This is a genomic window from Herbiconiux sp. VKM Ac-2851 (assembly GCF_013205105.1).
GTDB classification, from domain to species: Bacteria; Actinomycetota; Actinomycetes; order Actinomycetales; family Microbacteriaceae; genus Herbiconiux; species Herbiconiux flava.
On the sequence record NZ_JABMLJ010000002.1, the window covers coordinates 992,809 to 1,018,196 of the forward strand.

26 protein-coding genes and 1 tRNA gene are annotated in these 25,388 nt (G+C 70.1%); 17 read left to right on the forward strand and 10 right to left on the reverse strand.

The window, feature by feature from the left end; genetic code table 11:
• Positions 1–46 precede the first annotated feature (46 nt).
• Positions 47–799 (forward strand): ABC transporter permease, encoded by a 753-nt coding sequence (locus tag HQQ85_RS11325; protein WP_216851626.1) that lies wholly within the window; start codon positions 47–49, stop codon positions 797–799.
• Positions 800–898: 99 nt separating this feature from the next.
• On the opposite strand, the gene HQQ85_RS11330 is transcribed toward HQQ85_RS11325, so the two are convergent.
• Both HQQ85_RS11330 and HQQ85_RS11335 read right to left on the reverse strand, forming a co-directional pair.
• Positions 899–1,804 (reverse strand): ABC transporter permease, encoded by a 906-nt coding sequence (locus HQQ85_RS11330; protein ID WP_173182577.1) that lies wholly within the window; start codon positions 1,802–1,804, stop codon positions 899–901.
• Positions 1,801–2,739: an ABC transporter ATP-binding protein gene (locus HQQ85_RS11335; RefSeq protein ID WP_173182578.1), complete on the reverse strand. Its 939-nt coding sequence runs from the start codon at positions 2,737–2,739 to the stop codon at positions 1,801–1,803. Before HQQ85_RS11335 ends, HQQ85_RS11330 begins: the two co-directional genes overlap by 4 nt.
• Positions 2,740–2,854: 115 nt before the next feature.
• Here HQQ85_RS11335 and HQQ85_RS11340 point away from each other — a divergent pair, with 115 nt between their 5' ends.
• Positions 2,855–3,640 (forward strand): alpha/beta fold hydrolase, encoded by a 786-nt coding sequence (locus HQQ85_RS11340; protein ID WP_173182579.1) that lies wholly within the window; start codon positions 2,855–2,857, stop codon positions 3,638–3,640.
• A 135-nt stretch (positions 3,641–3,775) separates the two neighbouring features.
• On the opposite strand, the gene HQQ85_RS11345 is transcribed toward HQQ85_RS11340, so the two are convergent.
• From HQQ85_RS11345 to HQQ85_RS11360, 4 genes are all read right to left on the reverse strand, one after another.
• Positions 3,776–6,079, reverse strand: a complete 2,304-nt coding sequence (locus HQQ85_RS11345) for a hypothetical protein (protein ID WP_173182580.1) — start codon at positions 6,077–6,079, stop codon at positions 3,776–3,778.
• 118 nt (positions 6,080–6,197) lie between these two features.
• Positions 6,198–7,397 carry a pyridoxal phosphate-dependent aminotransferase gene (locus tag HQQ85_RS11350; protein ID WP_173182941.1) on the reverse strand — a complete coding sequence of 400 codons (1,200 nt, stop codon included), beginning with the start codon at positions 7,395–7,397 and terminating at the stop codon, positions 6,198–6,200.
• Between the two features lie 91 nt (positions 7,398–7,488).
• A complete protein-coding gene (locus HQQ85_RS11355) occupies positions 7,489–8,106 on the reverse strand; it encodes a MarC family protein (RefSeq protein WP_173182581.1) in 618 nt (205 codons plus the stop codon).
• Positions 8,103–9,107, reverse strand: a complete 1,005-nt coding sequence (locus tag HQQ85_RS11360; protein ID WP_173182582.1) for an AI-2E family transporter — start codon at positions 9,105–9,107, stop codon at positions 8,103–8,105. Before HQQ85_RS11360 ends, HQQ85_RS11355 begins: the two co-directional genes overlap by 4 nt.
• 184 nt (positions 9,108–9,291) lie before the next feature.
• Here HQQ85_RS11360 and HQQ85_RS11365 point away from each other — a divergent pair.
• The 8 genes from HQQ85_RS11365 (at position 9,292) to HQQ85_RS11400 (ending at position 15,208) form a co-directional block, all read left to right on the forward strand.
• A tRNA-Trp gene (locus tag HQQ85_RS11365) sits at positions 9,292–9,364 on the forward strand.
• 55 nt (positions 9,365–9,419) lie between these two features.
• Entirely contained in the window at positions 9,420–9,692 is a 273-nt protein-coding gene (gene secE / locus HQQ85_RS11370; RefSeq protein ID WP_173182583.1) for a preprotein translocase subunit SecE, read from the forward strand.
• A gap of 73 nt (positions 9,693–9,765) precedes the next feature.
• Positions 9,766–10,698, forward strand: coding sequence for a transcription termination/antitermination protein NusG (gene nusG, locus HQQ85_RS11375; protein WP_371741861.1), 933 nt, complete (start codon positions 9,766–9,768; stop codon positions 10,696–10,698).
• Between the two features lie 175 nt (positions 10,699–10,873).
• Complete coding sequence (gene rplK / locus HQQ85_RS11380) at positions 10,874–11,305, forward strand: 50S ribosomal protein L11 (RefSeq protein ID WP_173182584.1); 432 nt, start codon at positions 10,874–10,876, stop codon at positions 11,303–11,305.
• Between the two features lie 13 nt (positions 11,306–11,318).
• A complete protein-coding gene (rplA, locus tag HQQ85_RS11385; protein ID WP_173182585.1) occupies positions 11,319–12,008 on the forward strand; it encodes a 50S ribosomal protein L1 in 690 nt (229 codons plus the stop codon).
• Between the two features lie 146 nt (positions 12,009–12,154).
• The gene (locus tag HQQ85_RS11390) at positions 12,155–13,462 is read left to right on the forward strand and encodes a cell wall-binding repeat-containing protein (protein WP_173182586.1); all 1,308 of its coding nucleotides are present in this window, start codon (positions 12,155–12,157) and stop codon (positions 13,460–13,462) included.
• 91 nt (positions 13,463–13,553) lie between these two features.
• Complete coding sequence (locus HQQ85_RS11395; protein WP_173182587.1) at positions 13,554–14,090, forward strand: GNAT family N-acetyltransferase; 537 nt, start codon at positions 13,554–13,556, stop codon at positions 14,088–14,090.
• A gap of 101 nt (positions 14,091–14,191) precedes the next feature.
• The gene (locus tag HQQ85_RS11400; RefSeq protein ID WP_173182588.1) at positions 14,192–15,208 is read left to right on the forward strand and encodes a cell wall-binding repeat-containing protein; all 1,017 of its coding nucleotides are present in this window, start codon (positions 14,192–14,194) and stop codon (positions 15,206–15,208) included.
• 79 nt (positions 15,209–15,287) lie between these two features.
• Here the strand turns inward: HQQ85_RS11400 and HQQ85_RS11405 are convergent, their stop codons facing one another.
• The gene (locus HQQ85_RS11405; protein ID WP_254069313.1) at positions 15,288–16,313 is read right to left on the reverse strand and encodes an NADP-dependent oxidoreductase; all 1,026 of its coding nucleotides are present in this window, start codon (positions 16,311–16,313) and stop codon (positions 15,288–15,290) included.
• Positions 16,314–16,553: 240 nt separating this feature from the next.
• Here HQQ85_RS11405 and HQQ85_RS11410 point away from each other — a divergent pair, with 240 nt between their 5' ends.
• On the forward strand, positions 16,554–17,276 hold the full coding sequence (locus HQQ85_RS11410; protein WP_173182589.1) for a DUF998 domain-containing protein: 723 nt from the start codon (positions 16,554–16,556) through the stop codon (positions 17,274–17,276).
• On the opposite strand, the gene HQQ85_RS11415 is transcribed toward HQQ85_RS11410, so the two are convergent.
• Together HQQ85_RS11415 and HQQ85_RS11420 are read right to left on the reverse strand one after the other, a co-directional pair.
• Positions 17,270–18,049 (reverse strand): alpha/beta hydrolase, encoded by a 780-nt coding sequence (locus HQQ85_RS11415; RefSeq protein WP_173182590.1) that lies wholly within the window; start codon positions 18,047–18,049, stop codon positions 17,270–17,272. The two genes, HQQ85_RS11410 and HQQ85_RS11415, sit on opposite strands and share 7 nt — an antisense overlap.
• Positions 18,046–18,693 (reverse strand): YqaJ viral recombinase family protein, encoded by a 648-nt coding sequence (locus HQQ85_RS11420; protein ID WP_371741862.1) that lies wholly within the window; start codon positions 18,691–18,693, stop codon positions 18,046–18,048. The genes HQQ85_RS11415 and HQQ85_RS11420 overlap by 4 nt, the downstream gene beginning before the upstream one ends.
• A 171-nt stretch (positions 18,694–18,864) precedes the next feature.
• Between HQQ85_RS11420 and HQQ85_RS11425 the strand changes: the two genes are divergently transcribed.
• From HQQ85_RS11425 to rplL, 5 genes are all read left to right on the forward strand, one after another.
• Positions 18,865–19,629 carry a response regulator transcription factor gene (locus tag HQQ85_RS11425; RefSeq protein WP_371741889.1) on the forward strand — a complete coding sequence of 255 codons (765 nt, stop codon included), beginning with the start codon at positions 18,865–18,867 and terminating at the stop codon, positions 19,627–19,629.
• Positions 19,626–21,104: an ATP-binding protein gene (locus tag HQQ85_RS11430; protein WP_371741863.1), complete on the forward strand. Its 1,479-nt coding sequence runs from the start codon at positions 19,626–19,628 to the stop codon at positions 21,102–21,104. The genes HQQ85_RS11425 and HQQ85_RS11430 overlap by 4 nt, the downstream gene beginning before the upstream one ends.
• 30 nt (positions 21,105–21,134) lie before the next feature.
• Complete coding sequence (locus HQQ85_RS11435; RefSeq protein WP_173182591.1) at positions 21,135–21,353, forward strand: hypothetical protein; 219 nt, start codon at positions 21,135–21,137, stop codon at positions 21,351–21,353.
• Between the two features lie 265 nt (positions 21,354–21,618).
• The gene (gene rplJ / locus HQQ85_RS11440) at positions 21,619–22,134 is read left to right on the forward strand and encodes a 50S ribosomal protein L10 (RefSeq protein WP_173182592.1); all 516 of its coding nucleotides are present in this window, start codon (positions 21,619–21,621) and stop codon (positions 22,132–22,134) included.
• Between the two features lie 51 nt (positions 22,135–22,185).
• Entirely contained in the window at positions 22,186–22,572 is a 387-nt protein-coding gene (gene rplL / locus HQQ85_RS11445) for a 50S ribosomal protein L7/L12 (RefSeq protein WP_173182593.1), read from the forward strand.
• A gap of 83 nt (positions 22,573–22,655) precedes the next feature.
• Here rplL and HQQ85_RS11450 read toward each other — a convergent pair whose 3' ends face one another.
• On the reverse strand, positions 22,656–23,672 hold the full coding sequence (locus tag HQQ85_RS11450; RefSeq protein WP_173182594.1) for a LacI family DNA-binding transcriptional regulator: 1,017 nt from the start codon (positions 23,670–23,672) through the stop codon (positions 22,656–22,658).
• 250 nt (positions 23,673–23,922) lie between these two features.
• Between HQQ85_RS11450 and HQQ85_RS11455 the strand changes: the two genes are divergently transcribed.
• Positions 23,923–25,245, forward strand: a complete 1,323-nt coding sequence (locus HQQ85_RS11455; protein WP_173182595.1) for an ABC transporter substrate-binding protein — start codon at positions 23,923–23,925, stop codon at positions 25,243–25,245.
• Positions 25,246–25,388: the final 143 nt, after the last annotated feature.

The window sequence follows — 25,388 nt, forward strand, 5'->3', positions numbered from 1 at the left end:
CCCTTCCGGCTCTTCCCACCCTTGTCACCCGTCGAGAGGCGTTCTGATGTTCTGGCGCGAGACGTTCATCGTGTTCCGGCGGCAGCTTCGGCTGGCGCTGCGCAATCCCGCCTGGGTGATCATCGGGCTGATCCAGCCGATCCTCTACCTGGTGCTCTTCGGCCCGTTGCTCGAGCCGATCGCCGGCCAGCTCGGTGCCGAGAACGCCTACACGCTGTTCGTGCCGGGCCTGCTGGTGCAGCTCGGACTCTTCGGCGCCCTGTTCGCGGGCTTCGGCCTCATCGCCGAGTGGCGGGCCGGCGTGATCGAGGCGGAGCGCGTGACGCCGGCGAGCCGCACCGCGCTGCTGCTCGGGCGCATCCTGCGCGACGTTCTGCAGCTCGTGGTGCAGGGCGCCGTGCTGATCGGTCTGGCGTTCTTCTTCGGTCTCACCGGATCGATCCCGGGCATGTTCCTCGGTCTGCTGCTCACCGTGCTGCTCGGAGCCGCCTGCGCCGCCGCGTCGAACGCGCTGGCGCTCACCACGAAGAGCGAGGACGTGATGGCGCCGCTGATCAACAGTGTGGCGCTGCCGGTGCTGCTGCTGTCGGGCATCCTGCTGCCGATGACCATCGGGCCGCAGTGGCTGCAGGTCGTCAGCGACTTCATCCCGACGAAGTACATCGTGAACGCGATCCGCGAGCTGTTCGTCGGCGAGTTCTTCACCATCACGGTGTTCTGGGGCGTGCTGTGGACGCTCGTGCTCTTCGCGGCCGGGCTCTGGGTGGGAACGCGCACCTTCCGGAAGGAGAACGCCTAGTAATCGCGTGCTTTCGGCGCGGCCTGGCACGTCCTCCTGGAACTGCCCGGGCGGCGCGAGCGGCTGCCGCGGCATGCCCGGCCGTGCCCGGACGGCGAGTCAGCTGTCCTTGCGGATCCAACGGAAGGTGAGTCGGCAGACCACGAGCCCCACGACGAGCCAGATGCCGAGCACGATCGCCACGCCCGGGAGGTCCCAGGTGCCGCCGGCCTCGGCCGAGGCGAACGACTCGGGCAGCAGGGCCGCGCGCATGCCCTGGGCGATCCACTTCAGCGGGAAGACGCTCGCGACGTTCTGCAGCCACTCGGGCAGCAGGCTGAACGACAGGTAGACGCCCGAGATGAACTGCAGGATCAGCAGCGGCGGGATGATCACCGCCGCCGCGCTCTTCCCGCTCCGCGGCAGGCGCGAGATCGCGATGCCGAGCACGGCCGCGGTGACGATCCCGAGCAGATAGACCCACAGGAACGTCAGCCACTGCCCCGGCTCGCTCGGCAGCTCGACCCCGAAGGCGAGCTTCGCCAGCAGCATCAGGATGATCACCTGCGCCACCGACGTCACCAGAACCTGCCCCATCTTGCCGATGAAGTACGACATGACGGGCAGCGGCGTTCCGGCGAGGCGCTTCAGCGTGCCGTCGCCGCGCTCCATGGCGATGTCGACGCCGAGGTTCTGCATGCCGCTGAGCAGGATGCCCGCCGCGATCATCCCGGGCAGGTAGTACGACGCCTGGCTGACGCCGCCGCTCCCGTCGGGGTTCGTGCCGACGTTGCCCATGCCCTGGAACGCCACGGAGAAGATCCCGAGCAGCACGACCGGGAACAGGAACGTGAAGAACACCGTGTCCCCGGCACGGAAGTACACCCGCGTCTCGTACCCGATCCGCGCGGCCCCGAGCCGCAGCGTGCGCCCGAGCCCGAACCGCGCCGGCAGGGTGGTCGTGCTTGTGCCGGAGCCGGAGCCGGAGCCGGTAGCGGTTCCGGTGGGGGTCGGGGTGGCGGTCATGGCCGCGCTCCGTTCGTCGTGGCGGCCGTCTCGGCTGAGGCTCGGGTGCCGGCGGTCAGGTCGGACGAGGCGACGGTGGCGACCTCGGCGGCGTCGGCGGCCTCGACCAGGCCGAGGTAGATGTCCTCGAGGGACGGGCGGATGACCTCGAGCTCGGCCACCTCCCCCTCCCGGGCCACGAGGTCGGCGACGAAGCGGCCGGGCTCGGTGGTGCGCTGCCGGCGCACGCCGCCGGAGTCGCGCCAGGTGACGATGGGCACGCGCGCATCCGCTGTGCCGAGCTCGCCGACGGGGCCGATGTCGATTAGCCGGCCGCCCGCGATGACCGCAGCGCGGTCGCTCAGCTGCGCGGCCTCGTCGAGGTAGTGGGTGGTGAGCACGATGGTCGTGCCCTCGCGCGACAGCGAGCGGATCAGCTCCCAGAACTGCCGCCGCGCCTCGGGATCGAAGCCGGTCGTCGGCTCGTCGAGGAAGAGCAGCTCGGGCCGACCGATCACCCCGAGGGCCACGTCGACCCGCCGCCGCTGACCGCCCGAGAGGGACTTGATGCGCGTCTTCGCCTTCTCCTCGAGACCGACCGCCGCGAGCACCTCGTCGACCGGCCGGGGGTTCGGGTAGAGCGCGGCGAAGTGGGTCAGCTGCTCGCGCACGGTCACGTTGCCGCTCTCGCCGGTCTGCTGCAGCACGATGCCGATGCGGGCCTTCCACTCGAGGCTCGCGTGCCGCGGGTCGGTGCCGAGCACCGCGACCTCGCCGCCGCTGCGCTCCCGGTAGCCCTCGAGGATCTCGACCGTCGTGCTCTTGCCCGCCCCGTTCGGACCGAGCAACGCGAAGGTCTCGCCCCGCTCGATCTCGAAGCTGATGCCGTCGACGGCGGTGAAGTGTCCGTAGCTCTTGCGCAGCTCGGCGACGCGCACCGCGGGGGAGGAGGTCATGGCTCCATCGTGGAGGCCGCGCGAGGCAGGCGCCAGAGGCCGCGCCCGTCGTTCAGGAACTCTTCCGCCGACATCGTCACTGATGTATTCTCAACTATGGATACCGGGGGCGCGGATGAGCATGCTCGAGCGGGTGCGGCGCACGCATGAGCCGCCGCTCCTGAACGTGGCGGTCGATGTCGGCGAGGGTCCGGTCGTCGTGCTGCTGCACGGCATCGCCTCGTCCTCGGCGAGCTGGCGTCAGCTCGTGCCGCTGCTCTCGCCGCTCTACCGTGTGATCGCGATCGACGTGCTCGGCTTCGGCGGCTCGCACGCCCCGGTGGGCAGCGCGTTCACCCTCGACGAGCATGTCGAGGCGCTGCACCGCACCCTCCGTTCACTGCGCCTGCGCCGTCGCTACACGCTGATCGGCCACAGCCTCGGCGCGCTGATCAGCAGCCGCTACGCCGCCGTGCACCGCCGCGAGGTCTCGCACCTCGTGCTGGTGGCGCCGCCCATCTACGGCCACCGGCGTTACATCGACGCGCTCGGGCACCGGATGCGTGTCGGCGGCTACCTCTGGTTCTACCGTTTCGTGCGCGACAACCGCCGCACGATCGTGGGCAACGCCGGCCGCCTCTCGCGCTGGATGCCCGGTGTCGCCACCGCCGTCGACGACCGCGCGTGGGAGGCCTTCTCCAAGACCATGCAGAACTGCATCGAGTCGCAGACCACCACGACCGACATCGCGCAGGTGCCGGTGCCGATCGACGTCGTCTGGGGCAGCCGCGACCAGGTCATCGTGCCGGCGGCCCTCGAGGCGCTCGGCACCATGCACCACGTCACCCTGCACGAGGTCCCTCGCAGCGACCACTTCCTCCGCCCACCACTGGCCCGCGAGGTGGCCCGCCTCCTCCGCTGACCCCGATCAGCCGGCGGCCGATCGGTCTGGTCCGTCGGGCGACCGTGGGTGCGAGTGCGAGTGCGGGTGCCGGTGCGAGTGCGAGTGCGGGTGCGGGTACGGGTGCGAGTGCGAGTGCGACGGCTAGGGCGACGGCTAGGGCGAGGGCGCGGGAGAGGGCGAGGGCGCGGGCGCTGCCGCGGCGGCAGGGTCGCCGCTCGGGGTGATGCCGGCGAAGGGCGCGGGGTCGAGGCGACGGTCCGTGCGACCGTCGGCCAGGGAGTCCACTCCGCGACCGCGCGACGCGGGGCGGCGGGGTTCGGGGACGTGGCGGAAGTAGAGCCAGACCGCGGCCGTGAGGGCCGAGACCGCCACGAGGCAGGCGAGCCACCACGCGAGGTCGGTGGCGACGGGCGACCAGGCGTCGGCGAGCGGGACGAGCACCGCGCCGAAGGTCGCGAGGGCCACCGCGTAGAGCGCGGCCCAGGCGAGCCGCGAGACGCGGAAGAGGGTGTGACCCTCGAGGAAGCGCAGCGGCAGCAGCGCCACGACCGGCCCGCTCAGGGTGCAGACCGTGATCGCCGTGAGGGTGTCGAGCAGCAGGGCGTCGCCGGCACCGCTGCCGGGGGAGGCGCGGAGGGCGCTCGCCGCCGTCCAGCTGCCGACGCCGAGGAGCAGGGCCGCGAGGGTGCCGACCACGACGGTGCGGGCCCCGGATGCGCGTTCCAGCGCGATCCCGAACACCAGCCCGATCGAGGCGCCGAACACGAACCCCGGCTCGAGCCCGGCGACCCTCGACAGCAGCACGGTCGCGGCGGTCAGCAGCAGCGTGGACGGCCGCACCAGCAGCCGCGCCCGCCGACGCAGCCGCGCCCACGCGTACCCGCTGGTCGCGCCGAGCGGCACCGCGTTCGCCACCACGAGTGCGACCCCGAACGGCACGATCAGCGCCACGAGCTCCGGCCAGGCCGCCGGCGAGGAGCTCGGCGAGAAGGTCGGCGCGACGAACACCGACGCGATGGCACCGACCGCGATCGTCGCGGCAGCCCAGATCCACGACGAGGCCGGGCTGGGACGACGTCGCTCGCGCACCGCCGAGAACCAGGTGAAGGGCCAGGCCCGGCTGATGCGCGTCCAGTTCTCGCTGACCGTCGACTCGAGGATGCCGCCCGGCACCATCACGAGCAGCAGCATCCCGGCGACGAGCAGTCCGAGCCGCACCACTCCCGGCGCCCCGATCGCGAGCGCCTCGCCGACGGTGCGGAGGCTCCCGCTGAACTCCGAGACGGGAGCTGAGACCGAGGCGGCCCCGGCCGCCGTCGCCCCGGCCTCCGCAACGTCATCGCGGCGGCCTTCCGCCGCGTCGACCGGTGGAGTCTTCGGCGAGACCGGATCAGCGGAGGCCGGCGCCGGCACCGATGGGCGGAGAGGCGTGGCCGGTCGATCCGCCATCGCATCCGCGACGACGACCGCGACCGTGGTGTCGTCGGCACCTCCGACCGGGTCCGGCGACGTCGGCGCCCCGGCGTCACCGGACACGTCGACCGGCGTGGGCACGGCAGGTGGCTCGATCGGTGAGGTGGGCGTCGGAACCCCCGCTCCGGGAGTGGGGCTGTCGGGACCGGTGGGACCACCGGCACCGGGCGACCCGCCGCCCCCGCCGGTCCCGTCCGGCGACCCGTCGCCGTCGCCACCCGACCCCGGCTCGCCGGGCCCGCCACCGCCACCCGGCCCCGGGTCGCCGGACCCGTCGCCACCACCCGACCCCACGCCCGGCCCGACGACGCCAGGCCCCTCGAACGCGTACTCCGCTCGGTCGCCCTCGACCACGACCGTCGGCGCCCAGGGATACGCCTGGGACACCGTCACTGAATACGGCCCCGCGCCCGGAGGCGGTGCGGGCACGGTGCACGACCAGGTGCCGCCTGCGGTGACGAGGGCCGAGCATCCGCTGCCCGCCCCGTCGATGTCGAGGAGAGACACCGTCACCGACGCGCCGGGTGCCCCCGTGCCTGCGACCGGCTGCGTCAGGTCGTCGGCAGTGACCGTCGAGGCGAGCGTGCCCGGCGGATCGGTGGCGAGCTCGGGCGGGCCGAGCACCGAGAAGTCGAGGAGCACGACCTCGCCGCCGCTCGAGACCGCAACGGGCCCGACCAGGTCGGGGGCCGAGACGATCGGGCACGACCAGCTTCCGTCGGCGAGCGCGACCGTCGCGCACAGAGCGACCGCGGACGCACCGGCCGAGAGGGTCACGGCCGCGTCATGGGTCGCGGTGCCCGACAGCATCGCCGGCCCGCCCTGCAGAGCGCGCGACGCGTCGGCGACGAGCACGCTGCCGGCCGGCGGAGCCGAGACGACCGTGAGATCGAGCGGTGCCGCCAGCGCGACGGTGGCGTGAAACGGGCTGAGAAGTGCGAGCGCGCCGACAATCGCGGGGATGAGGATCGCTCGGGACTTCATGAGCGAAACTCTACAACCGACCTCGGACGCCGGGCTAGAGCACCGGCCCGATCACGCCACGATCAGACGATCAGACGATCAGACGATCAGACGATCAGACGATCAGACGATCAGACGTTCAGCCGAACAGCTTCTGCAGCCGCGTCACGCCCTCCACGAGCGCCTCGTCGCCGAGCGCGTACGACAGCCGCAGGAACCCACTCGGCCCGAAAGCCTCGCCTGGAACCGTCGCGACCTCCACCTGCTCGAGGATGAGGTCGGCCAGCTCGAGCGAGGTCGTCGGCGTCACGCCGCCCCACTCCCGGCCGAGGAGGCCCGAGACGTCGGGGTAGACGTAGAACGCGCCTTGCGGCATCGGGGTGACGACGCCGGGGATCTCGTTCAGCGCGTCGACGATGGTGCGGCGGCGGCGCTCGTAGGTGGAGCGCATCACCTCGACGGCGTCCTGCGGGCCGTTCAGGGCCGCGATCGCGGCGCGCTGCGAGATGTTCGCGACGTTCGACGAGAGGTGGGACTGCAGGTTGCCGGCGGCCTTGATGGCATCGGCGGGGCCGACCATCCAGCCGACCCGCCATCCGGTCATGGCGTAGGTCTTGGCGACGCCGTTGACCAGCAGCGTGCGGTCGGCGAGCGCGGGCACCTCGTTCACGATCGACGAGGCGGTGAGGCCGTCGTAGACGAGGTTCTGGTAGATCTCGTCGCTGATCACCCAGAGGCCGTTGGCCTCGGCCCACTCGCCGATCTCCTTCGTCTGGGCGGCCGAGTAGACGGCGCCCGTGGGGTTGGAGGGCGAGACGAACAGCAGCACCTTGCTGCGCGGGGTGCGCGCGGCCTCGAGCTGCTCGACCGTGACGAGGTAGTTCTGGGCGCTCCCCGCGAAGACCTCGACGGGCACGCCGCCGGCGAGGGCGATGGCCTCGGGGTAAGTGGTCCAGAACGGGGTCGGCACGAGCACCTCGTCGCCCGGGTCGAGCAGCGTCGCGAAGGCCTCGTAGACGGCCTGCTTGCCGCCGTTCGTGACGATCACCTGCGACGGCGAGACCTCGAGGCCGCTGTCACGGAGCGTCTTCGCGGCGATCGCCTCGCGCAGCTCAGGAAGTCCGGCGGCGGGGGTGTAGCGGTGGTTCTTCGGATCGCGCACGGCCACCTCGGCCGCCTCGACGATGTGCGCGGGCGTCGGGAAGTCGGGCTCGCCGGCGGCGTAGCTGATGACGGGCCGGCCCGCGGCCTGGAGGCTCTTCGCCTTGGCGTCGACCTTGAGGGTCGCCGACTCGGCGATGGATGCGATGCGGTTCGAGATGCGTGTCACGGGGTTCAGCCTATCCGCCGACACATCCTCAGAACAGGATGCACGCCCGGCGCCCTGGGCGGATGCACCTCCTACGACGAAGGCGCGGCGCGAGCTGCCCCTACTTCACCAGCACCGGGAACGCGTCCCCCAGTGCCCCGAGGATCGACTGCACCGCGATCGCCAGCAGCAGCAGTCCGAAGATGCGCGTCACGATGCTCATCCCGGTCGGCTTCACGAGCCGCGCCACCTGCGGCGCGAAGAACAGCGCGACGGCGATCACGATCGACACCGCCAGGATCATCAGTGCTCCGGCGAGGTAGTCGAACAGGCTCGAGTACGTCTCCTGGAACGTGATGATCAGGCTGATGGCCCCCGGCCCGGCGATCACGGGGATGGCCAGCGGCACCACGACGGGGGACTGCGCATCCGTCACCGTGACGATGTTCGCCTTGGCCGTCAGCATCGCCCAGCCGATGCTCGCCACGAGCAGGTTGCCCGCGATGCGGAACGACGTGAGGTCGATGCCGAACGCCTGCAGCACCCAGCTCCCGGCCACGAGCGACACGGTCAGCACGGCGAACACGGCGACGCCGACGAGCAGCCCCAGCCGCTTCTGGCGGGCGACGTCGAAGCCCTTCGTGAGGTTCAGGAAGATGGGCAGGCTGCCGATCGGGTTCGTGATCGTGAGCAGTCCGATGGCGCTCGTGACGAGCGTCGGCGTGGTGATGTCGGTCACTTCAGCGCCTGCCGGGGCACCACGACCTGCTTCACCACGATGAGCACGGAGGCGACGACCGGAACCGCGATCAGCGCGCCGAGCACCCCGAGCAGCGTTCCCCCCACCAGGGCGCCGATGACCACGAGGATGCCCGGAACATCCACCGCCTTGTTCATCACCCTCGGGCTCAGCACGTAGGCCTCGACCTGCATGTAGACGAGGAAGTACACGCCGATGATCACGGCGGTCAGCGGCGAGACCGTCAGGGCGACGAAGGTGACGAGCACGGCGCTGATGACGGTGCCGACCAGCGGGATCAGCGCGAGCAGGAAGGCCACGACCGCGAGGGCGCCCGCGTACGGCACGCCCACCAGCACCATCGCGATGAAGCCGAAGACGCCGTTGGTCGCCGCGAGCAGCACCTGGCCGCTGACGTACTTGCCGATCGAGCCGACGATCTGATCGGTGATGTCGACGACCGCCGCGCGCCTCGACATGGGCACGAGAACGTAGAAGCTGTTCTTCACCGCGTCGAGCGAGCCGAGGAAGAACAGGGTGAGCACGACGACGAGGATGCCCCCCGAGACGCCGTTCGCGACGGCCGTGCCGATCTTCAGCACCCCGCCGCCGAGCGAGACGAGGTTCACGGGGTCGCTGAGGAAGCTCGCGAGGTCCTTCTCGAGCTGCTCGCTGCCGGAGGTGTCGCCGAACACGCGGGTGAACCAGGGCTCCTTCGTCACGGCGGCGATCGCGCCCGGGAGGTTCTGCACGAGCTCGGCGACCTGGTCGACGACCGCGGGGATGACCAGCAGGAAGACCGCGGCAGCGAACGCGATCACCAGCACGAAGACGATCAGGATCGAGAAGCCGCGCGGGATGCGCCGTCTTGTCAGCCAGCGCACCAGCGGATCGAGCCCGAGCGCGAGGAAGAGCGCCCCGATGATGCAGATGACCACGGTCGAGAGCTGCGTGAACGCGAAGCCCAGCGCGATCGCCATCAGCCCGCCCAGGGTCGCCACGAACCCGATCCTGAATGCGTTGCCGTGCACGCGTGCCCCCGTCTGCTCGCCTTTGCATGGCCGCTCGATCTGACCTACACTTACTGTCGGTAGTCGAAATCTGCCAAGCTTTTCTATGCCTTTTTTCCCTGGCCCGCATGCGGTCCAGGGCCCAGCGTAGCGAAGCAGATCCAGTTCGACGCTTAGGGCGGTGGCTCAATTGGTAGAGCAGCGGTCTCCAAAACCGCAGGTTGCAGGTTCGAGTCCTGTCCGCCCTGCACCGGCTTGCCGAGGGTGCGCCTTCGTCAAGAAATAGGAAACAAAGGTGAAACGGTGGCACGAAAAGTAATCGACGAACCCTCCGAGGACGTCGTCGAGAACGCCAAGAAGGAGCGGGCTGCTCGACGCAACCCCTTCGCCCGCATCATCCTGTTCATCAAGCAGGTGTTCACCGAACTGAAGAAGGTCGTCACGCCGACCCGGCGCGAGCTGCTGAACTACACGCTCGTCGTGCTGATCTTCGTGGTCATCATGATGGCGATCGTGGTCGGTCTCGACCAGCTGTTCGGCTGGCTGGCGATCATCGTCTTCGGAGACCCGGCCTAAGAATTCCGGATGCCCGTGCCGGCTGTGCGCTCGTCGCCGTCGGCCTCATCGACAAGAAGTGGAACCGTCACCAGTGACAGACTCAAAGCCCGAAGAAGCCGGAGTCCCGGCCGACCTCGATGCCCTCCTCGAGGCGATCGACGCGCCGGCCGACCCTGAAGCCGATGCGGTGGTCGACGACGCACTGAACATCGACTCCTTCGACGAGGCCGCCGCGGTGCTCGACGTGCTGGAGGACTCCGAGGCCGACACGGCCGGGGAGCCCATCGAGGGCGAGGACGTGGAGGGTGAGGTGGCTCTGGCCGCTGTGGCTTCCGCGCCTGTCACCGACGCGGCTTCCTCAGAGGGTTCTTCCTCAGAGGAGTCGGTCGAGGACGAGACCGAGGTCGACCCCTACGAGGCCTTCCGTGCCGAGCTGCGCTCGCTGCCGGGCAAGTGGTACGTCATCCACTCCTACGCCGGCTTCGAGAAGCGCGTGAAGTCGAACATCGAGAGCCGAAAGACCTCGATGGGCATGGAGGACTTCGTCTTCCAGGTCGAGGTCCCGATGGAGGACGTCGTCGAGATCAAGAACGGCCAGCGCAAGCTGGTCACCCGCGTGCGCATCCCCGGCTACGTGCTGGTGCGAATGTTCCTCAACGAGGACAGCTGGTCGGTCGTGCGTCACACGCCCGGCGTCACCGGCTTCGTCGGCAACTCGCACAACCCGACCCCCCTCCGCTTCGAGGAGGCCTTCAACATGCTGAAGAGCCTCGTCGAGATCAAGGAGGTGCCGACCGCGAAGAACGCCGGCGGCAAGGGCGGCAAGGCCGTCAGCCGCTCGATCCCGGCCGAGGTCGACTTCGAGATCGGCGAGACCATCACCATCAAGGAGGGCTCGTTCGCGGGTCTTCCCGGTTCGATCAGCGAGATCAAGCCCGAGAGCGGCAAGCTCACCGTGCTCGTCTCCCTGTTCGAGCGCGAGACCCCGGTCGAGCTCAGCTTCGACCAGGTCACCAAGCTCTAGAACGCGCCGCCGCCTCTGCGGCGCGTGTCGTCCGCCCGACGGCACGATGCGATCGCGCCGTCGATCGGCTAAGATTACGAGGTTGCTCTAGCGAGCATCCGAAGATCACCACTGTGGGGAGAAGCCTCATGGTGGGAGCGCCGCCTGCCAGGCGGCTCGACAGAGAAGAGAAGAAATGGCACCGAAGAAGAAGGTCACAGGTCTGATCAAGCTTCAGATCAACGCCGGCGCCGCCAACCCCGCACCGCCCATCGGGCCGGCGCTGGGTCAGCACGGCGTGAACATCATGGAGTTCTGCAAGGCGTACAACGCGGCGACCGAGTCGCAGCGCGGCAACGTCATCCCCGTCGAGATCACGGTCTACGAAGACCGCTCGTTCACCTTCATCCTGAAGACCCCGCCGGCGGCGGAGCTCATCAAGAAGGCGGCCGGAGTCGCCAAGGGCTCGGCCACCCCGCACACCGTCAAGGTCGCCAAGCTCACCCGTGAGCAGGTGCGTCAGATCGCCGAGCAGAAGCAGGCCGACCTGAACGCGAACGACGTCGAAGCGGCAGAGAAGATCATCGCCGGCACTGCCCGTTCCATGGGCATCACGGTCGAAGCGTAAGGGCGGCAGGAACATGGCACAGAAGTCAAAGGCCTACCGGGCCGCGGCCGAGAAGATCGAGGCCGGCAAGTACTACACCCCCAGCGAGGCCGTCAACCTGGCCCGCGAGACGGGTTCGTCGAAGTTCGACAGCACCGTCGAGGTCGCGCTCAAGCTCGGCGTCGACCCCCGCAAGGCGGACCAGATGGTGCGCGGCACCGTCATCCTCCCGCACGGCACCGGCAAGACCGCCCGCGTCATCGTGTTCGCGACGGGTCCGGCCGCTGAGGCCGCGATCGCCGCAGGCGCCGACGAGGTCGGTGGCGACGAGCTGATCGAGAAGGTGGCCGGCGGCTACACCTCGTTCGACTCCGCCGTCGCGACCCCGGAGCTCATGGGCAAGGTCGGCCGTCTCGGAAAGGTGCTCGGCCCCCGCGGCCTCATGCCCAACCCGAAGACCGGCACCGTGACGCCCGACGTCGCGAAGGCCGTCAACGAGATCAAGGGCGGAAAGATCGAGTTCCGCGTCGACAAGCACTCCAACGTGCACTTCGTCGTCGGCAAGGCCGCGTTCACCCCCGAGCAGCTCGACGAGAACATCGCCGCGGCGCTCGAAGAGGTCGTCCGCCTCAAGCCGAGCTCCTCGAAGGGCCGCTACATCCAGAAGGGCGCCGTCTCGACGACCTTCGGCCCGGGCATCCCGCTCGACGTCAACGCGATCTAGCTCGCGTCTGCAGCACCCCGGAAAGGGCCCGCCTCACGGCGGGCCCTTTCTGCGTCTTGAGCAGGAACTACTCATACCTGTCGGGACGCTTGTGGGGCGACCATCGGAGGGCGCGGACGTCGCGTGATCCCTACGGAGGTACTGCCATGGACGGCTCATCACTGACCCAGACCGCTCGGTCTCGCGCGAGGAAGCTCGGCCTGGCGTCGTTGATCGTGGGCGTGGTCCTCGGCACGGTCGGTGCTGTGGGCCTGGCGAGCCCTGCGACGGCGTCGGTCACGCTGGTGGGGGCCGGGTGTCCGCAGGGCGTCGCCGCCAAGGGCTTCCCGATCGAGCCACTCGAGGTGAAGGCCCCCAGTGTCCTCAGACTGACCGGCGGGGCGTTGCCGCCGGGCGTTCAGCTCAACGCGCCGGGGCAGGTGCTCTTCGGAGAGCCGAGCCAGTTCGGCGACTACCAGTTCCGGCTCCAGCTCGATGCGACTCTGCCCGACGGCACGGTGCAGAGCTCGGTGGCGAACTGCACCATGACCGTGCAGGCCGCGCCGACGGTCAGCCGCATCGCGGGCACCGACCGGTACGCGCAGGCGATCGCCGTGTCGTCGGGCGCGTTCGCCTCGTCGCAGATCGCCTACGTCGCCACCGGCGAGAAGTTCGCCGATGCTCTCAGCGCCAGTGCCGTAGCGGCCTGGCGGCGCGGGCCGCTGCTCCTCACCCCGAAAGACTCGGTTCCGAGAGGGCTCGTCGCCGAGCTCAAGCGACTGGGCGTCAAGGACGTGGTCGTGGTGGGAGGCAAGGAGGCGGTCTCCGAGACCGTCGCCCAGGCACTTGCGACCGGGTCGGGCGCAGCCGTCACGCGCATCGGCGGGGCCGACCGGTTCGAGGTGTCCCGCGCACTGATCGGCGACAGCCGGTTCGGCATGTCGAAGTCGACGTCGATGTTCGTAGCGACGGGCGTGAATTTCCCCGATGCTCTGACTGCGGCGCCGGCAGCCGTGCAGGACGGGTCGCCCGTGCTGCTGGTGAACGGGGGAGCCACCGCGCTGACCCCCGCCGAGTCGACCTTCCTCCTCGACTTCGGGGTGCGCGAGGTGACGGTGACCGGTGGCCCCCTGTCGGTCAGTGACGCCCTGCTGAAAGACCTCACCGTGCGGTTCGCGGCCGAGCGGCTGTCGGGCAGCGACCGCTACGAGACGGGTGCGGTCGTCAACCATGACGTGTTCAAGAGCGCGTCCTCGGTGTTCATCGCCAGCGGCGCGACCTTCCCCGACGCTCTGAGCGGCGGAGTCTCCGCGGGAGCGAGCCATAATCCGCTCTACATCACCACTCCCGAATGCCTCAGCCCGGCGGTCTGGTTCGAGATCGGGCGACTGGCTCCGACCAAGGTCTTCGTGCTGGGAGGCACGTCGGCCCTCAGCTCCGCGATCGACACCCTCGAGCCCTGCGGCCTCGACTGACCACTCCGACCCGACGCGACCAGGCAGGCCGGGTTGCGGGTCGGGTCGTGTTGCGAGGGGCAGGAGGGAGCGGCCCGGGTAGGTTGGGGGCATGGCGACCAGGGTACGACGGGCGCGTCCGGAGGACGTGGGGATCGTCGCTGCCGTCGCCGCCGAGACCTTCGAGCTGGCGTGCCCGCCGACGACCTCCGCGGAGGCCATCGCCGCTTTCGTCGGCGAGAACCTGTCGGAGGCGCGCTTCGCCGAGTATCTGGCCAGTGGCAGCCACACGATCCTGCTGGGCGACATCGACAACCAGATCGCCGGCTACACGATGCTCGTGGCGGGGGAGCCAACCGACCCGGACGTCGCGGCCGCGGTCGTTCGCCGGCCGACGGTCGAGATCAGCAAGTGCTACGTGCGGGCGAAGTTCCACGGTCAGGGCGCCTCGCGGGCGCTGATGGAGGCCTCGATCGAGGAGGCCCGGGCAGCGGGCGCGGCCGGGGTGTGGCTGGGAGTGAACCAGCAGAACTCCCGTGCCATCCACTTCTACGAGAAGAGCGGCTTCACGAAGGTGGGAGTGAAGCACTTCCTCGTGGGCGACGAGCTGCACGACGACTTCGTGCTCGAGCACCCCCTCGACTCCTGACCCGGTAACGTCTGACCGGGTAGCCCTGAGTAGCAACTGCTCATAACGCATCGGCACTCGCGGGGGCCAGCCTGGGCTCACCTGATCCGAAACGAGCCCTCATGCGCTGCGTCACCTTCGTCCTCGTGCTGCTGCTGGCCGCGCTCGGGCAGATGGCGCTTCCGGAGTCGGTCGGCGCATCCAGGGGCGAGGAGCGGGTCGGCGGGCTGCCGCGGCCCGAGCGGTTGGGCGGGTTGGATCGGTACGCCGGGGCCGTCGCCGCATCGGTGGCCATGGGGTTGCGGCACGTCGAGACCGTCTACGTGGCGAGCGGCGAGAACTTTCCTGATGCGCTGAGCGCGGCGTCGGTCGCCGGCATCAACGGGGCCCCGCTGCTTCTCACAGCGCGCGAGACGCTGCCCGACGTCGTTCGGCGGGAGATCGCTCGGCTGACTCCCGCGACGGTGGTCGTGGTGGGCGGCGAGCTGGCGGTGTCCGAGGTGGTGGCGCTGGAGCTGTCGCGCGCGGCGACGGGTGCGACGGTGACACGCATCACGGGAACCGATCGGTACGAGGTGTCGCGGCGGCTGGTCTCCGACCCGAGCGTCGGGGCGGCGGGCTCGCCGCGGATGATCGCCGCGACCGGGCGGCAGTTCCCCGACGCGCTGAGCTCGGCGCCGGTGGCGGCGAAGCTCTCGTCGCCGGTGGTGCTCGTCGACGGGCTCGAGGCCGAGCCGACCGCAGCCGAGACGGCGCTGCTCGCGGAGATGGCGACGACGAGCGTGCTCCTGGCGGGCGGCACCGCGTCGATCTCCGCTCCGCTCGAGACGGCAATGAAGCGCACCGTGCTGACGCAGCGCTTCAGCGGCGGGGACCGCTTCGCCACGTCGGTGGCGCTGAACGCCACCTTCACCGAGGCGAAGATCGCGTATCTGGCGAGCGGGCAGTCGTTCCCCGACGCGCTGAGCGGCGGGCCCCTCGCCGCGCGGTTCGAAGCCCCGCTCTACCTCGTTCGGCAGGACTGCGTTCCCCAGGTGGTGCTCGATGACCTCGCACGCCTGGCACCCGAGAAGATCGTGCTGCTCGGCGGCTCGCTCGTTCTCACCGCCGGTGTCGAGTCGCTGACGCCCTGCCCGTAGAGCGTCAGCGCGGGCCCAGAACGGCGCGGGCTCAGAACGGCGCGGGCCCAGAACGGCGCGGGCCCAGAACGGCGCGAGTTCAGAAGGGAAGCGCCGCGATCTGCAGCACGAGCTTGCCCCGGGTGTGGCCGCCCTCGAGCGCGCGGTGGGCCGCGGCGGCCTCCGCGAGCGGGAAGACGCGGTCCACGTGCACGTGCACGTCGCCCGAGTCGATCAGGCGGGCGATGACGGCGAGCGTCGCGGCGTCGGGGGCGACCTTGAAGGTCGTCGCGCGCATCCCGGCGGCTGCGGCCTCGGCCTCGAAGGTCGGCCAGCTCCCCGTCGGCGCGTTGACGATCAGCCCACCGGGGCGGAGGGTCGAGAGCGAGCGGGTGCCGGTCGAGTCGTGCACGTTGCCGACCAGGTCGATCACGACGTCCTGGTTCGACACCTGCTCCTCGAACGGGCCGGCGGCGTAGTCGAGCACCGTCGACGCCCCGAGCTCGCGCAGGAAGCCCTGGTTCGCCGCCGATCCGGTGGCGGTCACCCGGGCGCCGAAGTACGAGGCGAACTGCACCGCGAAATGACCGACGCCGCCGGCACCGGCGTGGATGAGCATCCGCTGACCCTCGTGCGCCTTCGCCAGCTCGACCACGAGGCCCCAGGCGGTGAGCGCCGCGAGCGGCACGGCGGCCGCCTCGACCAGCGAGAGCGACTTGGGCTTGCGGGCCACCTGCAGCGTCGGGGCGGCGACGTACTCGGCGTACGAACCGGCCCCGCGCGGCACCGACATCATGCCGTAGACCTCGTCGCCGACGTTCAGCGGATGCCCGGCGAACGGCGTCTCCACGACGACGCCCGCGAAGTCGTAGCCCAGGATGCACGGCAGCGAGGGGATGGCGTAGGCCACTCCGTTCCCGGCCCGGGTCTTCGCATCCAGCGGGTTGATGCCGGCGGCGGCGACCTTCACGAGCACCTCGGAGTTCACCCGCACGGGGGAGTCCACGGTGCCGGCGTGCAGCTCCGACGCGTCGCCGAAGGAGTCGAGCAGCACGGCCCGCATCGTCTTCGGGTGGGTGAGGGTGGGACTCGAGGTGCCCGGCGATCCACTCCACTGCTCGATCATCCACTGCCCTTCCGTCGTGTTCCGTGGTGCATGGGGAGAGCTCGGGCCACCCGCCTCGCTGCGTCGCCGATTCGGCTGCTCCCACGCTAGGGTCCGAATGATTCGCCGGTGTTTCCGGAACGTCACCGAGGTGCAAACTCGGCGGCTCCGGGTTAACATTCGGTGAAGCCGGCCGGCGCTGCCCACGGGGTCGACCGGTCGCCGCAGACGACGATGCCGCCGCAGAGAAGAGACCGCCCGATGACCCGAGCCCGAGCGGCGGCCCTCACCCTTGCCGCGGCGCTGGCGGCGGTGGGCCTCGTCCTGATCTGGGTCGCCCGCCTCTCGGCCGACCGCTATCTCTACGTCAGCGAGCTCGGCGCGATCGGCGAGCCGACGGCCGACGTCTTCCGCTGGGCGATGACGGCGGTGGCGGTCGGGGCGGCGATCGCCGCGCTCGCGATGCCCGCGGGGGCGCTGACACCGCGCGGCCGCGTACTCAGGGCGGTTCCGCCCGCCGTGGTGCTGCTCGCGGCGGCGGCCGCCTTCGGCCTCGCCTCCCAGGTCACCTGCACACGCTACTGCCCGCTCCCGGTGGGCCCCGGCTTCACCTGGCAGGACCTCGTGCACACCACGGCCGCGGTCATCGGCTTCGCCGGCGCGTCCTGGGTGATGCTGCAGGTGGCGTCGGATGCGCGGCTGAAGCGCCTCGCCCGGTTCTCCCTCGTGGCGGCGCTCGCCGTCGCGCTCATCGCCGCCACCGGGGGCATCCTGTCGCTTCTCCGCTTCGGCACCGAGGTGGGTGGCCTGCTCGAGCTCGTGGCGACGACGGTGGCGCTGACCTGGCTCGTCGGACTGTCCCTGTTCCTCGCGATCGAGACGTCGTCAGCGAGCCCCGGCGAAGAGTCGAGGACGAGTGAGGCCGTCGACGCGGTTCAGCGCCGAGCCCCCGAGCGCGTCGACCTGCCTCCCGCGGTCTACTGAGCGCCCCACCCCAGCCACGAACCGACCCCCACTCGGGTCGCCCGCACGTACGCCCCGTACCCGTCGTCCCGCGCCGGCAACGGGATGCTCGCCGCCCCGTCGAGCTCGTCCATCCACTGCTCGGCCACCGACACCGGATGCACCAGATCACGCGGTGCCCACGCGATCGCCGTCGGCACCCCGATCGACGCCAGGCTCTCCGAAGCGGAGAATGCCACCGACCGCGGGATCTCGATCAACCGCCGAGCCCGCGAAGCAGCACCAGGCGACCGGAACTGCTCCAACAGCCCTTCGGCCCCGAGCGGTGACTCCTCGAGGGCCTGCCGGTAGAGGGCGGTGCCCCGGAACGAGCGCTCCCCCTCGACCGCCCCGAGCCGCGAGAGCAGCGACCCGATCACGGGGAACGGCAGCAGGTTCCGCGGCAGCGGCACGTCGGTGAAAGCCGGCCGCACGAAGACCACCCGGCCGATGGCGAGCGCATCCGGCGCCGAGGCCGCAGCGGCCAGCGCGAGCCGCAGCGCGATCCCCGCGCCCATCGAGATGCCGATCACCGTGAGCGGGGCATCGCCCACCGACGACCGCACCCGCGACGCCACATCCGACGCGAGCGCCTCGAGCGAGAACGCCGATGCCGGCCCCGTCACCCGCTGATCGTCACCATGGGCGCGCACGTCGGGCGCCAGCACGGTCTCGGTCGGCGGGATGATCGGAGAGAACAGCGACAGCGGCTGCGCGGGCGACCCGCCGAGGCCGTGCAGGAGCAGCGTGGTCACACGCGGCCCCGTTCCCCGCGCATCCACGCCAGCAGCTCGTCGGCCCGCCGCACGAGCAGCTCGATCTGCGACTCGTCGCGGTCGACCCACTGGCAGCGCGGGTCGGACGCCAGCGGCACGAAGTCGACGTGCTGCTCCCACACCACCAGCGTGCGCTCGGCGCCCAGCACGTACTGCTGCCACCACACCTGCCGCAGGTACGAGCGTGGGATGCGCGTCCACGGCTTCGACGTCGTCTTGATCTCGGCCAGCTCGAGCGACCCCTCGGGCGTCACCCGGATGCCGTCGGGTGTGGCGAGGTGCCTCCGCTCCCGGGCGGCGTGGAAGAGGGCGACGCTCGGCTCGATCAGGTGCTCCTGCAGCACCCACGCGGCGATCTCGGGCTCGCGGGCCCGGCCGTGGTCGGTGAAGGCGTTGCCCCCGAAGCCCGAGCCGTTGAACTTCTCCCAGGCGACCGCGCGCACGGCCGCGTCGCTGGCGAGCCGTGCGGCATCCGTCGCCGTGACCCCGCGGCTGCGGGCGCGCAGCCACGCCACCCGGTCGGTCGAGGCCGCCACCAGCCGCGCGAGGTGCGGCGGCGGGGCCGGCGCGGGCACCGCGACCTCGTGCTCCTCCCAGGGGAAGGAGAGCAGGGTGTCGGTCACCCCTCCATTCTCACCCGAGCCACCGTCATCGAGGTCAGCCGGGCGGCACGGCGAGCGGATGCCCGCCCGCACGACCACGAGCGAAGGCCCCGACCGGCCCGACTCTCTCAGACGACGTAATGCCGACTCATAGACTCCTCATAGCCCACTGCCAATACTGGAGATGTGACTATCGACGGCTCCCTCCTCAGCGGTGACTCCCGCAGCAACCCGGCCAAGCAGCCCCGCCTGCGACGGGCTGACGGCTCGCCCGTGCGCGCACTCGTCGTCGACGACGAGAACACCCTCACCGACCTGCTCTCGATGGCGCTGCGCTACGAGGGCTGGGAGGTCAAGACCGCGAGCGAGGGCCGCCAGGCGATCACGATCGCCCGCGAGTTCCGCCCCGACGTGATCGTGCTCGACGTGATGCTGCCCGACATCGACGGGCTGCAGGTGCTGAACCGCATCCGCGGCGACGGTCACGAGACCCCGGTGCTCTTCCTCACGGCGAAGGATGCGCTCGACGACCGCATCGCCGGGCTCACCGCCGGCGGCGACGACTACGTGACGAAGCCCTTCAGCCTCGAGGAGCTGGTGGCGCGCCTGCGCGGGCTCATCCGCCGCTCGACCCTCGTCGTGGCCGACGCCGACGACCCGATCGTCACCGTCGGCGACCTGGAGCTGAACGAGGACAGCCACGAGGTCTTCCGCGACGGCGACCCGATCGAGCTCACCGCGACCGAGTTCGAACTGCTGCGCTACCTCATGCGCAACCCGCGGCGCGTGCTGAGCAAGGCGCAGATCCTCGACCGGGTCTGGAGCTACGACTTCGGCGGCAAGTCGAGCGTGGTCGAGATCTACATCTCCTACCTGCGCAAGAAGGTCGACGCCGGCCGCACCCCGATGATCCACACGGTGCGCGGCGCCGGCTACCTGCTGAAGCCCGCGCTGTGACCCTGCGGCGCACGCTGATCGCCAGTGTGCTGGGCCTGATCGCCCTCGCCGGCGTGATCATCGGCGTCGTGAGCACCGTGGCGCTGAACGGCTACCTCGTGAACCAGCTCGACTCGCAGCTGCGGGAGGCGTCGAACCGCACCATCCAGAACATCACGGCCGGCTCGCAGGGCCCGCGCCCCGGCCTCTCGCTCGGCCAGGCCTCCGGCACCCTCGTGGCGGTCGTGTCGAACGGCGAGGCGACGGCCGGCGTCGTGCTGGCCCAGGACGGCGAGTCGCAGACCCTCACCGACGAGCAGCTCGCCGCGCTCGACGGGATCGGGGCCGAGGGGGCGTCCGATCTGACGCTGGCGCCGCAGAGCGCCCCCGAGACGATCACGCTGCCCGGACTCGGCAGCTACCGGGTCGAGTCCCAGACGGTCACGGCCGCGGGCGACCTCGTCGTCACCGGCCTCCCGCTCGGCGACCTCGAGGGCACCCTGCAGCAGCAGATCGTCGTGATCGTGATCGTCACCGCCGGTGCCATGGCGCTCGCGGCCGTGGCGGCGTTCCTGATCATCCGTCTCGCCCTGCGGCCCCTCGACCGGGTGACCGCCACCGCCACCCGGGTCGCCGAGCTGCCGCTCGACCGCGGCGACGTGGCTCTCGCCGAACGCGTTCCGGCCGACGACACCGACCCGCGCTCCGAGGTGGGCCGGGTGGGCCTGGCCTTCAACCGGATGCTCGAGCACGTCGCCTCGGCCCTGACCTCACGACAGCAGAGCGAGAACAAGGTGCGGCAGTTCGTGGCCGATGCGAGCCACGAGCTGCGCACACCGCTGGCGAGCATCCGGGGCTATGCGGAGCTCACCCGGCGCACCGCCCCCGAGCTGCCCACCGACGTGGCGCACTCGCTCGGCCGCATCGAGTCGGAGGCCACCCGCATGACCACCCTCGTCGAGGACCTGCTGCTGCTCGCCCGCCTCGACGCCAAGCCCGAGCTCGCGATGTCGGAGGTCGACCTCTCGCTGGTGCTCGTCGACGTCGTCAGCGACGCCCACGTGGCGGGCCGCGACCACGTCTGGGACCTCGAGCTGCCCGAGGAGCCCGTGACCGTGTCGGGCGACCCCGAGCGGCTGCACCAGGTCTTCGCCAACCTGCTGGCCAACGCCAGGGTGCACACGCCGCCCGGCACGCGGGTGACGGTCTCGATCGACGGCTCCGCCGGTGCTCCGGATGCTCCGGTCGCCCTCGTGCGCATCGCCGACGACGGCCCCGGCATCGCGCCCGAGCTCCTCCCGACGCTGTTCGAGCGCTTCGTGCGCGGAGACGTCTCGCGGTCACGGCACAAGGGCAGCACCGGACTCGGCCTCGCCATCGTCAAGGCGGTGGTCGACGCCCACGGCGGAACGGTCGACGTCGAGAGCGAGCCCGGATCGACGGTCTTCTCGGTGGCGCTGCCGCTGGCCGCCACCGCGCTGCCGCGACCGCGGTGAGCCGGCCGTGACGAGGGGTACGGTGAGACCATGACCGATCAGCAGAACGAGCCCATCATGGCCGGAGCCGACGACGCCGCACTCACCGAGAAGGTCGAGGGCGTGCTCGCCCAGGTCAAGGCCGATTCGCCCGACGCCTCCTCGGCCGAGATCGCCGAGCTGCTGCGCGAGCGCCTCGGCCAGGCCGGCCTCGAGGTCGACGACGAGGAGATCGGGCGCCTGGCCGCCTGGGAGGCCGGCGAGAGCTGATTTGCCATCGGCGGCCGGGTGCCTTAGGCTTCACGAGGCCAAAGACCGCCGGTCGTCGGTGTGCGCTGCTGAGAAGCAGAGTTCACCGGCCGAAGATTCGTGAGAGCGAAGACCTGCGCAGGTGTACGAAGTACGTCCCCAGCGTTCTGCTGTGTTCTCGCTCCGGCCTCCTGCGCCGGAGCTTTTTTCTTTCCTGTCCCAGAGCTCCTTCTCCAGGTGCACCCGGTGGTCGTCCCGGCCAACACCATCGATTACTAGGAGCGCCATGGCGAACAAGGAAGCCTCGGTTGCCGAGCTCACGGAACTGTTCCAGAGCTCGACCGCCGTTCTGCTGACCGAGTATCGCGGTCTCACGGTCGCCCAGCTGAAGCAGCTGCGCGGAAGCATCCGTGAGCACGCGTCATACGCCGTGGTAAAGAACACGCTGACCAAGATCGCGGCGAACAACGCCGGCATCTCGTCGTTCGACGACGAGCTCGCCGGTCCGTCCGCGATCGCCTTCGTCCACGGTGACCCCGTGGCCGTCGCCAAGTCGCTGCGTGACTTTGCCAAGGCAAACCCTCTTCTGGTCGTGAAGGGCGGGTACTTCGACGGTAACCCCCTGACCGCCGACGAGGTCACCAAGCTCGCCGACCTCGAGTCCCGTGAAGTCCTGCTGGCGAAGCTCGCCGGTGCCTTCAAGGCCTCGCTGTTCGGTGCCGCATATCTCTTCAACGCCCCGCTGTCGAAGGCCGTTCGCACGGTCGATGCGCTGCGTGAGAAGCAGGAGTCCGCGTCCTGAGCTCCGGCTCCAGCACGCGGTTGAACTAACTACCACAACAAGGAGAACAACATGGCAAAGCTTTCCACCGAGGAACTGCTCGAGGCTTTCAAGGAGCTCACGCTCATCGAGCTGAGCGAGTTCGTCAAGGCGTTCGAGGAGACCTTCGAGGTCACCGCGGCTGCCCCCGTCGCCGTCGCCGGCCCCGCCGCTGCCGGTGGCGCGCCCGCTGAAGAGGTCGAGGAGCAGACCGAGTTCGACGTCATCCTCGAGGCTGCCGGCGAGAAGAAGATCCAGGTCATCAAGGAGGTGCGCGCCCTCACCAGCCTCGGCCTCGGTGAGGCGAAGGCACTCGTCGACGGTGCTCCCAAGGCCGTCATCGAGGGCGCCAACAAGGAGACCGCCGAGAAGGCCAAGGCCCAGCTCGAAGAGGCCGGCGCCACCGTCACCCTCAAGTAGTCTTCTCTGCTTCGAAGCGGATGCCCGGGCCTCACGGCTCGGGCATCCGTCGGTTAACCGGCCGCCCCTGATCGGCGCGGCGGTCAGCGCCGCGGGGGAGCGGTGGACGAGCGGATGACCAGCCGCGCCGGCACGAAGGTGTGCTTCGACGGCGGCGTCCAGCCCGGCTCCTCCAGCTGGCGGATCACCCAATCGACCGCCTGCTCGCCCTGCAGGTCGGGCCGCTGCCCGATCGAGGTGAGCCCGAACATCTCGCTGAGCGGGTGGTCGTCGATGCCGATCACCGACAGGTCCTCCGGCACCGACAGTCCGAGCTCGCGCGCGGCGAGGATGACCCCGATGCCGACCTCGTCGCAGGCCGCGAACACGGCCGTGGGGCGGCGCCGCGGATCGCCGAGGAGCTGCTTGCCCACCCGGTAGCCGCCCGGTATGTCGAAGGGCGTCGCGACGTGCGAGTCGGGGTCGTAGCGGATGCCCGCCGCCTCCAGCGCCTCCCGGTATCCGCGCAGCCGCTTCGAGTGCACGTGGAAGTCCATCTGCTCGTCGATGTCGCCACCGACGTGCACGATCGCGCGGTGGCCGAGCAGCAGCAGGTGCTCGGTGGCGAGCCGCGCCGCCTCGATGTCGTCGATGCTCAGCGTCGGGATGCCGACCAGGGGGCCGCCGATCCCGGCGATCGGCTTGCCCAGCGCGAGCAGGCGCTCGGCCTCGGGAGCGGTGATCTCGAGGGTGACGGCGATCACCGCGTCGACCCGCTTGCGCACGAGGAAGTACTCGAAGACCCGGCTGCGCTCCTCGACCGTCTTGGTCGTGTTGTAGAGCATGAGGTCGTAGCCGCGATCGAGCAGGGCGCGCTCGACGCCCTCGATGATGCTGCCGAAGAACCACTGGTTGATCTCGGGGATGATCACCCCGACGTTGTTGGTGCGGCCGGTGACGAGGCTCGACGCGCTCGAGGAGACGACGTAGCCCAGCGTCGCGGCAGCGGCGGACACCCGGGTGCGCGTCTCGGCCGACACGTAGCCGCGGCCGCTCAGGGCGCGGGACACCGTGGCCTTGGACACCCCGGCCAGGGTCGCCACGTCTTCGATTCCCGACACGACGACCTCCTCGTCTTCTCGTGTGCAAACGCTTCCAGAATCCTAGTGCCACGCGGCGGCGGATGTGGAGGACCAGTTTCGCGATCACTCCCGCTTCTGCTAGCGTGAGAGCGCTCTCTCCGAACGGATCGTTACCTTCTCGAGACATCGAGGACGTCGCTTGTCATTTGGTGGGAGTTATGGAAAGGTTTCCCTACACGCGCCACCGAAGGCACCACTACGGAGCGCACTAACTCAATGAGGAGGAGATATGCGGTCACTTTCGCACCGCCGTGTCACAGCACCCATCGCCATCGCGGCGGGCCTCGGGCTCGCACTCGTCGGCTGCTCCGGCGGCGCCGGCGGCGGAGCGGCGGGCGGTGAGGCCGGTGAGGCCGACGGCGTCGTCACCGTCTACGGCACCATCGCCGACACCGAGGCCGAGCTTCTCGAACAGTCCTGGGCGGACTGGGAGAAAGAGAACAACATCGACATCCAGTACGAGTCGTCGAAGGAGTTCGAGTCCCAGATCGGCATCCGCGCGCAGGGTGGCAACCCGCCCGACCTCGCGATCTTCCCGCAGCCGGGTCTGCTCGCCGACCTCGCGTCGCGCGGCTTCATCCAGAAGGCTCCCGAGGGCGTCGAGAAGAACGTCGACGAGTACTGGTCGACCGACTGGAAGGCCTACGGCACCGTCGACGACACCTTCTACGGTGCGCCGCTGATGGCCAGCGTCAAGGGCTTCATCTGGTACTCGCCGAAGCAGTTCGCCGACAACGGCTGGGAGGTCCCGAAGACCTACCAGGAGATGGTCGACCTGACCGCGAAGATGCAGACCACCCTGGGCACCGCCCCGTGGTGCGCCGGCTTCGGCTCGGGCGACGCCACCGGCTGGCCGGGCACCGACTGGGTCGAAGACCTGGTGCTGCGCCAGAGCGGCCCCGACGTCTACGACCAGTGGGTCAAGAACGAGGTCAAGTTCACCGACCCCGCGATCAGCGACGCCTTCACCTCCGTCGGCGACATCCTGCTCAACCCGAGCTACGTCAACGCCGGTTTCGGTGACGTCAAGTCGATCAACGCGACCGCCTTCGGCGACGTGGCGAACGCCATGGCCGACGGCAGCTGCGCGCTGACCCACCAGGCCTCGTTCTTCGACGGCTTCCTGACCGACGCCGGAGCCACGGTCGGCCCCGACGCCGACATCTGGGCGTTCGTCACCCCCGCGGTGAACGAGGGCGAGACCGCCGTCACCGGTGGTGGCGAGATCGTCGGAGCGTTCTCGAACGACGCCGACACCGTCAAGGTGCAGGAGTACCTCTCGAGCCCCGAGTGGGCGAACAGCCGCGTGTCGCTGGGTGGCGTCATCTCCGCGAACAAGGGCCTCGAGGCCTCCAACGCGCAGAGCCCCATCCTGCAGCAGGCCATCGGCATCCTCCAGGACGAGAAGACCACGTTCCGGTTCGACGCCTCCGACCTGATGCCCGGTGCCGTCGGCGCCGGAACCTTCTGGAAGGGCATGGTCGACTGGATCAACGGCACTCCCCAGGAGGAAGTGCTCACGTCCATCGAGGGCGGCTGGCCGACCGAGTAGGTCGCCTGCCCGTCACGGTCGAATAAGAACCACTCGATCGAACGGTCACGACGAGGCCGCCCGAACCCTTTCGGGCGGCCTCGCCGCACCCCGGTGCTACGGTTGCCTCACGGTGCCGAGGGCACCGGGCCGTTCACCGAGTT

What these genes read in the sequence shown, in the direction of transcription:
- HQQ85_RS11325 (WP_216851626.1), top strand. Translation starts at nt 47, where the DNA reads ATGTTCTGGCGCGAGACGTTCATCGTGTTCCGGCGGCAGCTTCGGCTG.
- HQQ85_RS11330 (WP_173182577.1), bottom strand. Translation starts at nt 1,804, where the DNA reads ATGACCGCCACCCCGACCCCCACCGGAACCGCTACCGGCTCCGGCTCC.
- HQQ85_RS11335 (WP_173182578.1), bottom strand. Translation starts at nt 2,739, where the DNA reads ATGACCTCCTCCCCCGCGGTGCGCGTCGCCGAGCTGCGCAAGAGCTAC.
- HQQ85_RS11340 (WP_173182579.1), top strand. Translation starts at nt 2,855, where the DNA reads ATGAGCATGCTCGAGCGGGTGCGGCGCACGCATGAGCCGCCGCTCCTG.
- HQQ85_RS11345 (WP_173182580.1), bottom strand. Translation starts at nt 6,079, where the DNA reads ATGAAGTCCCGAGCGATCCTCATCCCCGCGATTGTCGGCGCGCTCGCA.
- rplK (WP_173182584.1), top strand. Translation starts at nt 10,874, where the DNA reads ATGGCACCGAAGAAGAAGGTCACAGGTCTGATCAAGCTTCAGATCAAC.
- rplA (WP_173182585.1), top strand. Translation starts at nt 11,319, where the DNA reads ATGGCACAGAAGTCAAAGGCCTACCGGGCCGCGGCCGAGAAGATCGAG.
- HQQ85_RS11390 (WP_173182586.1), top strand. Translation starts at nt 12,155, where the DNA reads ATGGACGGCTCATCACTGACCCAGACCGCTCGGTCTCGCGCGAGGAAG.
- HQQ85_RS11395 (WP_173182587.1), top strand. Translation starts at nt 13,554, where the DNA reads ATGGCGACCAGGGTACGACGGGCGCGTCCGGAGGACGTGGGGATCGTC.
- HQQ85_RS11400 (WP_173182588.1), top strand. Translation starts at nt 14,192, where the DNA reads ATGCGCTGCGTCACCTTCGTCCTCGTGCTGCTGCTGGCCGCGCTCGGG.
- HQQ85_RS11405 (WP_254069313.1), bottom strand. Translation starts at nt 16,313, where the DNA reads ATGATCGAGCAGTGGAGTGGATCGCCGGGCACCTCGAGTCCCACCCTC.
- HQQ85_RS11410 (WP_173182589.1), top strand. Translation starts at nt 16,554, where the DNA reads ATGACCCGAGCCCGAGCGGCGGCCCTCACCCTTGCCGCGGCGCTGGCG.
- HQQ85_RS11435 (WP_173182591.1), top strand. Translation starts at nt 21,135, where the DNA reads ATGACCGATCAGCAGAACGAGCCCATCATGGCCGGAGCCGACGACGCC.
- rplJ (WP_173182592.1), top strand. Translation starts at nt 21,619, where the DNA reads ATGGCGAACAAGGAAGCCTCGGTTGCCGAGCTCACGGAACTGTTCCAG.
- rplL (WP_173182593.1), top strand. Translation starts at nt 22,186, where the DNA reads ATGGCAAAGCTTTCCACCGAGGAACTGCTCGAGGCTTTCAAGGAGCTC.
- HQQ85_RS11455 (WP_173182595.1), top strand. Translation starts at nt 23,923, where the DNA reads ATGCGGTCACTTTCGCACCGCCGTGTCACAGCACCCATCGCCATCGCG.